We start from the raw sequence: 9,015 nt of genomic DNA, 5'->3' as shown, positions 1-9,015 counted from the left end.
GTTGCAGAGGGGCCGAGGAGGGCCGCTGACGGGGCCGCCCGAGCGATGCTCCCGGCCGGTGGACAGGCCGCTTGAGCCCCCTTGGGGCACACGCCTGTCCAGGCCGCGCTCCCATCAAGTGCGTGGCAGGAGCCTTTGCCTGTTGGCTGTCTTGCGCCTCAACACCACACGGCCTGGAGCGGCCCTCGTGCCGGGGCCAACCTCGCACATGCCGTGGGCAAGCCCAGGTGCTCCACAATCGCCAGCACCCCGGGGGCCCCCTTCACATACGCCAACACCCGCCGCCTGCCTCCACACCTCACGCAGGCGAACACGTCGAAGTCGAACGTCCTCCTGAGCAACTCGGCGAAAGTCCACTCGCGGTGTCCGCTCCTTCCCGGCCGCTGCCTCAAGCCCCGCGCTCGCCTCCTGCGCACCTGCTTGAGGGACCAGAAATGGCCGCAGTCTGACGCCTGGAGCGAAGACGCCGTGGAATCTCGTGAGGTTTGCCCGAGGCGGAGGTACCAGGGACGCTACACGCCGTAACAGTTCCAGCCCGGTGAAGAGCAGGTGCGTTGTGCCGTCCGGCAGCGGGCGCTTCATCCAATAAATGGGGCGAGACGGGGCTAGGGCGGCACAACGAACCGACGTGAGCTCAAGGCGATAGCGGGTAACAGTGCGTCCTACCTGGGGTTTGCTATCGCCCCACCCACGGGTTCAAGTCCCGTACTCTCACCAAGCCCCGCGCTCGGTTGTTGCCCGGCAACCAGCCTGGAGGGCTCTCTTCCGCTCCCCGCCTCTAGAACAGCGGGGTTGCTGGTAACCTTGAAGAAGCCGAAGAGCCCGCCAGCTTCAGGAGACCCGATGAACGGAGCGAATGACGGACGTTCCCCGCCCTCTTCCCGTGAAGCCGAGCCCGAAGACGAGCACGGTGATTCGGGTCCGGAGCTCCGGCGGCCTCCGATTTATGTCCTGGAAGGCAACACCCTGCACACGCGGCTGACGCGCGAGCTGGGGGTGAAGTATCCGTTCGTCAGCGACGGCATGGCCTTCGTGGCGTTGCCGCCGCTGGTCATCGCCGTGTCCGAGGCGGGCGGCGTGGGCATGCTCGGCGCCGCGCCGGAGCCAGCGGACGTCCTGGATGTCCGGCTCCAGGCCATCCAAGCAGGCACGCAGCGGCCGTTCGGCGTGAACTTCCTCCTGGTCCCACGGGATGGCCGGCACCCCACCACGCGCGAGCACATCGAGGCGTGCGTCGCCCGGCGCGTGCCCATCGTCGCCTTCCAAGGCGGCATGCCGCCCTCGGAGTGGGTGGCGACGCTGCGGGCCGCGGGCAGCCGGGTCTGGGTCCAGGCGCCCTCGGGCGAGGTGGCCCAGCTGGCCCTGGCGCTGGGCGTGGACGGGCTCATCGCGCAGGGCCGGCAGGCGTCCGGACTCAACCAGAGCACCACGCCCACCCTGGCGCTGGTGCGCGAGCTGCGCGCGCTGACGGACTCGGTGCCGGTGCTGGCCGCGGGCGGCATCGCCGACGGGCTCAGCGCGGCGCGCGCCCTCTTCCATGGCGCGGACGGCGTCTGGGTGGGCACGCGCATGGTGGCCTCCGTGGAAGCGCACGCCCACCCGGCCTACAAGCAGCGCATCGTCGACGGGGACGCGGGGGACTCGGACGTCACCACCGTCTTCGGCCGGGAGTGGCCGGGCCACCGCATGCGCGTGCTGCGCAACGGCGTGGTGCGCGAGTGGACGGGACGCGAGGGCCGCGCGCCCATGCCCATGGCGACCGCGAAGCGCATCGGCACCACCCGGCTGTTCCCCGGCATCCCAGGCGGCCCCCTTGTCGACGTGCCACCGCACAGCGCCTTCGTGCCCACCCCCGACACCGAAGGGGACCTGGAGGAGATGGCCATGCCCGCCAGCGGCGCCAGCATGGCGCGCATCGAGAGCGTCCTGCCCGCCGGACAGATTGTGGTGGAGATGATGGAGCGCGCGCGCCGGGTGCTCGCGGATCCGCATGGCCTGGACGCCGACGCGGATGAGGACGGCCGGGGCTGAATTGGAGTAGAGCGCCCTCATGGGTGCGAGGTGGCGTCGAACGGCACAGGTCGGCTGGCTGGCTTTCGCGCTGTGCGGCGCCACCGCGGTGGTGCGCGCCTCCACGGCCGAGCTGCCGCCGCGCGAGCGCGCCCTGAGCGCGGCCGAGCGCGAGCAGGTAGGCCGCGCCGCCGCGAGCCAGGAGCCGGAGTGGCGCCGCAAGTCGCGCCAGTCCTTTCCCGGCGACCGCTGGTCCCAGGACGATGACTTCGGCGCGTCCGAGCGCCAGTGGGCGCTGGACGAGGCCCGCCGCCGCCGCGTGCCGGTGACGGACGTCCTGGGCGCCATCGACGAGGAGCTGCACGGCCAGCCCGTGTTGCCCCCGCGCAAGGCCACCGCCAGCCCCTGCAAGCCCCGCCCCTTCTACGACTGAGCTCCGGCGCCCACCGCCCATGATGCCTCCTCCCCGCAGGCTGCTCCGCTTCGCCCACCGCGCCGCCACCCTCACCAGCGTGCGGCTGGCCCTGTTCGCCGCGCTGGCGCTGGCCGCCGCCTGGCGTCCGCTGCAGCAGGCCGGAGGCATGAATGACTTCCGCGACGCGCACCTGCTGCACTCCTACGAGGACGCGGGGACGCGCACGGTGACGCACTACGGGCAGCTCCCGCTGTGGAACCCGTGGGCCTGCGGCGGCCAGTACGCGCTGGGCAGCCCGCAGACGCGGGTGGCGTCTCCCACGCTGCTCGTGTCCGCGCTCCTGGGCGCGCGGACGGCGGAACCGCTGCTGCTGTGGGCCTTCCTCGTGCTCGGCATGGAGGGCTTCTTCCACTACGCCCGGCGGCGCGTGGGCTCCGCGCTGGGGGCGCTCGGCGCGGCGCCGCTGTTCGGCCTGGCGGGCTTCACCGCGCTGTCATGGTCCATTGGCTGGCTCAACTTCGCGGGCTTCCTGCTGCTGCCCTGGCTGCTGTGGGGCACGCGCCGCGCGGCGGAGGGCAGCCTTCGCGGCGCCGCGGTGGTGGCCGGCACCTTCGCGGTGCTGCTGGGCTTCGGCGGCACGTACCCCGTCCCCATGGGCGCGCTCTTCGTCGCGCTGGAGGCCGGGCGCACGCTGCACGGCCTGCGCGGGACGCCCCGGCGCAAGGCGGCCCTGTGGGCGCTGGGCGCCACTGCCGTGTTGACCCTGGGCGCCTGCGCGTTCCGGCTGTGGCCGTTGGTGGAGACCATGCGCTCGGCGCCGCGCATCATGGCGGGCACGCCGGGCAACGCCGCGGAGGAGCTGGCGCGCATGCTGCTCCAGATGCCGGCGCGCTCCGGCTACAGCGACCCGGGCAACTTCTTCCTCGCGCCCGCGGTGCTCGCGCTGGTTCCGCTGGCCGCGTGGGCCTGGCGCCGCGCGCTGTACCCCGCGGTGCTGGCGGCGCTGTGCGTGTGGATGGCGGCCGGCTACGCCGCGGCGCCCTCGCTGTTCGGCGCGCTGCGGCTGCTGCCCATCTTCGGGACGCTGCGCTATCCGGAGCGCTTCCTCGTGCCCGCCGGGCTCTTCCTGGCGGAGCTGGTGGCGCTGGGGCTCGCCGTGCTGCTGGTGCGCGTGTGGCGCGTGCCGGCCGCGCGCACAGGGACGTCCTGGTGGCCCACCGCGGCGGCGGTGGCCTGCGTCGTCATCGCCGTGGGCTGGGGCTTCCAGGTGCGCGCCTTCGACCGGCTCAGCCGCTGGTCGCAGGTGGTGCCCTCGCCCGGCCCGGTTCCCGAGGAGGCGGAGCGCCCCTTCGCCCAGGCGCGCGGCAACCGCTGGGCCCAGGGCTACTTCCTGGCGCTCAACCGGGGCTCCATCGCCTGCGGCGAGGCGTGGCCGGTGCCCATGTCCGAGCGCCTGCGCGGCGACCTGCCCCAGGAGGAGTACCTGGAGGACGCCTCCGCGGGCTCCGCGCGCCGCGTGGAGTGGACCCCCAACCGCGTCACGGTGGACGTGACGGCCACGCGGCCCACCGTGCTGCTGGTGAACCAGAACTGGCACCCGGGCTGGAAGTCCTCGGAGGGCCAGGTGGTGTCCCAGGACGGGCTGCTCGGCGTGCGCGTGGCGGAAGGGACGCACCGCGTGGTGCTGCGCTTCCTGCCACGCTCCGGCCTGGGCGGCGCGGGGGTCTCCGCGCTCGCGTGGCTGGGCCTGGGCTTCGTGGCCTGGCGGCTGCGCGGGCGGCTGGGGCCCGCGGCCATCGGCGTGGCCACGGTGCCGCTGGTGGTCTGGGGCGTGCTGCTGGCGACGTCACCGGAGCCGCTGGCGCGCGCGGCGCCCCTCAACGCGGATGGCTCGCCGATGCGCGTGGCGTCGCTGCCGCCCACCGCGAAGCCCGTAGGCGCGCGGTTCGACGTGCCGGTGGAGCTGGTGGGCGCGGAGCTGCCGTCGGCACCGGACGCGGAGGGGCTGCTCCACCTGGTGCTCTACTGGCGCGTCACCGGGCCGGTGCCTCGCTCCGCGGGCATCTTCGTCCACTTCCCCGGCCCGCCGGGCAGCAAGCGGAAGAACGCGGACCACCCGGTGCTGGGCGGCACCTACTTCTTCGCCGAGGCGCCCCGGGACACGCTCCTGCGGGACGCCTTCTCGGTGTCCACGAAGGACTGGGACGCGGGCGAGCGGAAGGTCCTGGTGGGCCTGTGGCACGCCGGGGGAGATGGCTCCCGCATCGGCGGACGGGGCGCGGACGGCGAGCCGCTGACGCCGTCCCATGTCGAGGTGGGCACACTCACGGTGCCGCCCAAGGCACAGTCCGAGGAGACGCCCTGAGTCCCCGGGGCAGTGGGCGGTAGGGACGCATGACGCGACGCGATGATGGCGTTATGAAGCGCGCATGCGAATCCTCCACACCATGCTCCGCGTCGGTGACCTCGAGCGCTCGCTCGACTTCTATACCCGGGTCATCGGCATGAAGTTGCTGCGCCGCCACGACTACCCGGACGGCAAGTTCACCCTGGCCTTCGTGGGCTTCGGCCCCGAGGACACCCACCCCGCGCTGGAGCTCACGCACAACTGGGGCGTCGAGAAGTACGAGCTCGGCACGGCCTACGGCCACATCGCCCTGGGCGTCAGTGACATCCATGGGACGTGCGAGGCCATCCGGCAGGCCGGTGGCAAAGTGGTGCGCGAGCCTGGCCCCATGAAGCACGGCACCACCGTCATCGCCTTCGTCGAGGACCCGGACGGCTACAAGGTGGAGCTCATCCAGAAGGACCACTGAGCCCACCGCGCCGTCCCAGGCCCGAAGCTCACGCAACGCCTGCACATCCGGCCCAGGCCCGTTAGTGTGGCGCCGTGAGCTCCGCACCCCTCTTCGTCCCCGACCACACCCCACCCGACCGGCCACGCGAGGGCGCCCTGCTCTTCCTCGCCCGGGGCATGGACGTGCTCGTCCAGGAGCACGCGGACGGCATCGCCATCCCCACCGGCGCGGCCTTCCCGGAGCTCGCCGCCGCCGCGCACTACCTGGGGGCGCTGGACGGCGTGGACTGCTACGCGGCGGGGTTCGCCAAGGACTTCGTCCCGCCCGACGGCTACAAGGTCGTCGCCGCCCGCTCGCTCTTCAAGCGCGTGGATGACGCCCGCTTCGCCGTGGCGGGCCGCGCGCTCGCGATTGTCGAGTGGGACCTCACCCACCGCTTCTGCGGCCGGTGCGGACAGCCCACCCTGCTGGTCGCGGGAGAGCGCGCCCGCCGCTGCCCGGTGGACAAGACGCCCTTCTATCCCCGCATCGCCCCCGCCATCATCGTCCTCGTCACCCGCGGCGACACGATGCTGCTGGCGCAAAACGCCCAGTTTCCGGAGCCCATGTTCAGCACGCTCGCCGGCTTCGTGGAGCCGGGCGAGTCGCTGGAGGAGTGCGTCGCGCGCGAGGTGAAGGAGGAGGTCGGCATCGACGTGAAGAACGTCCGCTACTTCGGCTCGCAGCCGTGGCCCTTCGGCCGCTCGCTGATGGTGGGCTTCACCGCCGAGCACGCGGGCGGCGACATCACCGTGGACCGCAAGGAAATCTCCGAGGCGCACTGGTTCAGCCCGGACCACCTGCCCCGCATCCCCCCGAAGCTCAGCATCGCCCGGCAGCTCATCGACGCCTTCGTCGAGCGCGTGAAGGGCCCCGCCGCCCCTTGAGTGCTCCTCGGGCGAGGCAGCAGGCCGCGCTTGACCTGGCGCGGCAGGTTGGGGTTGAAGCGCCCCTCCCCCGAATCAGCGAAGACGCCATGCCCGCAGCGCGCCCACACATCGAGCCCCGACGCGTCCCCACCGCGGACTCCGTGGTGGTGAAGGAAATCTACCTCAGCGTCCAGGGTGAGTCCTCCCACGCCGGGCTGCTGTGCGCCTTCATCCGCCTCACGGGCTGCCACCTGCGCTGCACCTACTGCGACAGCGAGTTCGCCTTCCACGGCGGCGCGCGCCGGAAAATCGCGGACATCGTCAGCGAGGTGCGGGGCCTGCGCACGCCCATGGTGGAAGTCACTGGCGGCGAGCCCCTGCTCCAGCCCGGCGTCTACCCGCTGATGGAGGCGCTGCTCGACGCCGGCTTCAAGGTGCTGCTGGAGACGAGCGGCGCCATCGACGTGCGGCTGGTGCCTCCGGCGGTGCACAAAATCGTCGACATGAAGACGCCCTCGTCCGGAGAGCACCTGCGCAACGACTACCGCAACTTCACGTCGATGAACGCCAACGACGAGCTGAAGTTCGTCATCGGCTCGCGCGAGGACTACGACTGGGCCAAGGCGCTCATCGCCGAGCACCAGCTGCTCCAGAAGCCCTACGGTACCCTGTTCTCCACCGTGTTCGACAAGCTCCACCCACGCGAGCTCGCCGAGTGGGTCATCGAGGACAGGCTCGCCGTGCGCTTCCAGCTGCAGATGCACAAGTACCTGTGGGACCCGAACGCGCGCGGCGTGTGAGCGCGGCGCTTCGGCCCTCAGGACCCGAAGCCAAAGAAGACGACGGCCAGCCAGCTCGAGGCCAGCCCCAGGTTCAGCCAGCCGAGCCCCGTCGTCACCCGCGCCAGCGTCCGCCCGCGCTCGGCGCCCTCGCCCCGGGCGATGCGCCGCAGCTCCCGCAGGCCCAGCACCACGCCGGCCAGCCCCGCCACCAGCGTGGGCAGCGGCAACGCCAGCGAGCACGGCAGGCACACCAGCCCCGCCACGTTGAGCGCCAGCGCCACCCGAATCACCCGCGAAGGACGCGCCTCCCGGCGCAGCACCGCCACGCAGGGCGCGCAGTAGGGGGCCTCACCCACCAGCTCCGTGCAGTCCCCGCACAGGAAGCCGCCGCAGCGCGTGCACGTGGCCACCGCGGCCTCGTCCGGGTGGGTGGCGCAGATGGCGCCGACGGGTGTGCGCACGCGGCCTTCCACGCCGGGCGCCCCGCCGTCAGAAGCCCGTGGGCGGCGAGCGCGAGGCCAGCGCCGACAGGCTGTGCAGGCCCAGCCCCAGGAACACGGCGGCCAGCACGGTGCTGGCCATGAAGCCCGCGACGATGAGGCCCTTGCGCCGGTGCTCGAACTGGCTGAAGGCGTAGAAGGGCATGTAGCAGGGAATCAGCAGCACCATCACCCCCGTGCCCACGCTCCGCCGGAAGGCGTGGACGAGCAGGGTGGCGGCGCAGCCCAGCGCGAGCGCGGCGAACAGGATGGCGAGCGGGAGCAGCGGCACGTTTCCCCCCTTAACACGTTCCACGCTTTGCGGCGCTGGCGTGCACATATTAAGCACGCCCCGACGTCAACCAGCCGAGGTGCCTGCCGATGAACGCCGCCAAGACGCTGCTCAACTTCGTCCTCGCCGGCGCCCTGCTGGGCGTCGTGGTCGCCTCCTGGCTGGGGCCCCACTACCTGGGCTGGAACAACGAGACGCCCTACGCCACCCAGACGATGTGCAACCTGCCCGAGGTCATCCGCCAGACGTCCGCGGACCTGATTTCGTACCAGGTCATCGGCGGGGGCTCGGGCGCGGGCCTCTTCCTCATCCTGGGCGGGCTCTTCGTGCGCCGCACCCACCAGCGGGCGCGGGGGCAGGCCAGCCAGACGCCGCCCCCCACGGCGCCGCGCGCCACCCCCTGACGCGCGGCCCACGGCGCTCAGGGCGACTGGGACGCCGCCGCGTGGACGATGACGCCGGGGCCCTGGGCCACGATGCCACCCCCCTCACTGTCCTGCACGGTGACCATGATGGCGAAGTTCGTCGTCTCCGACACCTCGGGCGCCACCCAGATGGGGTTGCGCGCGTTCACATCGCTGAAGGTGCCCGCGGGCTGCGCCGGGAGCTGCTTCCACTGGTAGGTCATGGCGTCCCCGTCCGGGTCTTCGACCTCGAAGACGAAGGACACCTCGCCCCCCGCCGCGACGACCTGCGGCGAAGGCCGCGGCCCCGTGGAGACCTCGGGCGGGTGGTTGGCCCGGCAGGACACCCCGAGCCCCAACAGCACCAACGCCCCGAACACCTTCGAGTACGAGTGAGACATGAGCCGGCCCCTTTGCATGGTGGCGCCAGAGTAACGCGCCTGCATCAGGGGAGGTATTGCCCCACCGGCGTGATACAGGCGCTCAGGGGCGCCCCAGCAGGCGCAGCTTCTCCGCGCGTGACAGCCGCTTGATGGCGGCCTCCCGCCGGAGCGCCGCGCCGCGGTCCCCCGCGGCCTCGCTCCACACCAGGGTGACGGGCAGCCGCGCCCGCGTGTACGCAGCACCGCGCCCCCGGCCATGGGTGGCCAGCCGGCGCTCCAGGTTGCTGGTGGCGCCGGTGTACAGCGTGCCGTCATGGCAGCGCAGGATGTAGACAGTCCACGAGGGCGATTCGTCCGGCACGGCGCGCCGCACTCTACCGCCCCCGGGGACCGCCGTCTCACCCCGCGCAGCGAGGCCGGAGGCCCTGAAGCCGCAACCGCGGCGCCCCCGCCCCTGTCTCTTATACACAGCTGACGCTGCCGACGAAGCTAGAAGTGTAGATCTCGGTGTTCTCTTTTTCATTATAAAAAAAAACTATTAGAA

11 protein-coding genes and 1 pseudogene are annotated in these 9,015 nt (G+C 72.2%); 7 read left to right on the top strand and 5 right to left on the bottom strand.

Annotated elements, in window-relative coordinates:
* Positions 1-114: 114 nt before the first annotated feature.
* Positions 115-609, bottom strand: a pseudogene (locus G4D87_RS40300) (transposase); the annotation flags it as partial.
* A gap of 234 nt (positions 610-843) precedes the next feature.
* Here G4D87_RS40300 and G4D87_RS27770 point away from each other — a divergent pair.
* The 6 genes from G4D87_RS27770 to G4D87_RS27745 all read left to right on the top strand — a co-directional run bounded on the left by G4D87_RS27770 (position 844) and on the right by G4D87_RS27745 (position 6,931).
* Positions 844-2,031, top strand: a complete 1,188-nt coding sequence (locus tag G4D87_RS27770) for an NAD(P)H-dependent flavin oxidoreductase (RefSeq protein WP_163785650.1) — start codon at positions 844-846, stop codon at positions 2,029-2,031.
* A gap of 19 nt (positions 2,032-2,050) precedes the next feature.
* Positions 2,051-2,443 carry a hypothetical protein gene (locus G4D87_RS27765; RefSeq protein WP_163785647.1) on the top strand — a complete coding sequence of 131 codons (393 nt, stop codon included), beginning with the start codon at positions 2,051-2,053 and terminating at the stop codon, positions 2,441-2,443.
* Between the two features lie 19 nt (positions 2,444-2,462).
* The gene (locus G4D87_RS27760) at positions 2,463-4,790 is read left to right on the top strand and encodes a glycosyltransferase family protein (RefSeq protein ID WP_163785646.1); all 2,328 of its coding nucleotides are present in this window, start codon (positions 2,463-2,465) and stop codon (positions 4,788-4,790) included.
* A gap of 64 nt (positions 4,791-4,854) precedes the next feature.
* Entirely contained in the window at positions 4,855-5,241 is a 387-nt protein-coding gene (gloA, locus tag G4D87_RS27755) for a lactoylglutathione lyase (protein WP_163785644.1), read from the top strand.
* 74 nt (positions 5,242-5,315) lie between these two features.
* Positions 5,316-6,149 carry an NAD(+) diphosphatase gene (gene nudC, locus G4D87_RS27750; protein WP_163785642.1) on the top strand — a complete coding sequence of 278 codons (834 nt, stop codon included), beginning with the start codon at positions 5,316-5,318 and terminating at the stop codon, positions 6,147-6,149.
* Positions 6,150-6,238: 89 nt separating this feature from the next.
* On the top strand, positions 6,239-6,931 hold the full coding sequence (locus tag G4D87_RS27745; RefSeq protein ID WP_163785640.1) for a radical SAM protein: 693 nt from the start codon (positions 6,239-6,241) through the stop codon (positions 6,929-6,931).
* Positions 6,932-6,948: 17 nt separating this feature from the next.
* Here G4D87_RS27745 and G4D87_RS27740 read toward each other — a convergent pair whose 3' ends face one another.
* Both G4D87_RS27740 and G4D87_RS27735 read right to left on the bottom strand, forming a co-directional pair.
* Complete coding sequence (locus G4D87_RS27740) at positions 6,949-7,374, bottom strand: hypothetical protein (RefSeq protein ID WP_240358661.1); 426 nt, start codon at positions 7,372-7,374, stop codon at positions 6,949-6,951.
* Between the two features lie 28 nt (positions 7,375-7,402).
* Positions 7,403-7,741: a hypothetical protein gene (locus tag G4D87_RS27735; RefSeq protein ID WP_163785628.1), complete on the bottom strand. Its 339-nt coding sequence runs from the start codon at positions 7,739-7,741 to the stop codon at positions 7,403-7,405.
* 32 nt (positions 7,742-7,773) lie between these two features.
* Between G4D87_RS27735 and G4D87_RS27730 the strand changes: the two genes are divergently transcribed.
* Positions 7,774-8,088: a hypothetical protein gene (locus G4D87_RS27730; RefSeq protein ID WP_163785627.1), complete on the top strand. Its 315-nt coding sequence runs from the start codon at positions 7,774-7,776 to the stop codon at positions 8,086-8,088.
* Between the two features lie 17 nt (positions 8,089-8,105).
* Here G4D87_RS27730 and G4D87_RS27725 read toward each other — a convergent pair whose 3' ends face one another.
* Entirely contained in the window at positions 8,106-8,489 is a 384-nt protein-coding gene (locus tag G4D87_RS27725) for a PKD domain-containing protein (protein WP_240358659.1), read from the bottom strand.
* Between the two features lie 82 nt (positions 8,490-8,571).
* The gene (locus tag G4D87_RS27720; protein WP_205507747.1) at positions 8,572-8,844 is read right to left on the bottom strand and encodes a GIY-YIG nuclease family protein; all 273 of its coding nucleotides are present in this window, start codon (positions 8,842-8,844) and stop codon (positions 8,572-8,574) included.
* Positions 8,845-9,015 lie beyond the last annotated feature (171 nt).

Source organism: Myxococcus vastator (assembly GCF_010894475.1).
Classification (GTDB): Bacteria; Myxococcota; Myxococcia; order Myxococcales; family Myxococcaceae; genus Myxococcus; species Myxococcus vastator.
This window is presented reverse-complemented; position numbering and strand designations above follow the sequence as displayed.

What these genes read in the sequence shown, in the direction of transcription:
- G4D87_RS27770 (WP_163785650.1), top strand. Translation starts at nt 844, where the DNA reads ATGAACGGAGCGAATGACGGACGTTCCCCGCCCTCTTCCCGTGAAGCC.
- G4D87_RS27765 (WP_163785647.1), top strand. Translation starts at nt 2,051, where the DNA reads ATGGGTGCGAGGTGGCGTCGAACGGCACAGGTCGGCTGGCTGGCTTTC.
- G4D87_RS27760 (WP_163785646.1), top strand. Translation starts at nt 2,463, where the DNA reads ATGATGCCTCCTCCCCGCAGGCTGCTCCGCTTCGCCCACCGCGCCGCC.
- gloA (WP_163785644.1), top strand. Translation starts at nt 4,855, where the DNA reads ATGCGAATCCTCCACACCATGCTCCGCGTCGGTGACCTCGAGCGCTCG.
- G4D87_RS27745 (WP_163785640.1), top strand. Translation starts at nt 6,239, where the DNA reads ATGCCCGCAGCGCGCCCACACATCGAGCCCCGACGCGTCCCCACCGCG.
- G4D87_RS27730 (WP_163785627.1), top strand. Translation starts at nt 7,774, where the DNA reads ATGAACGCCGCCAAGACGCTGCTCAACTTCGTCCTCGCCGGCGCCCTG.
- G4D87_RS27725 (WP_240358659.1), bottom strand. Translation starts at nt 8,489, where the DNA reads ATGTCTCACTCGTACTCGAAGGTGTTCGGGGCGTTGGTGCTGTTGGGG.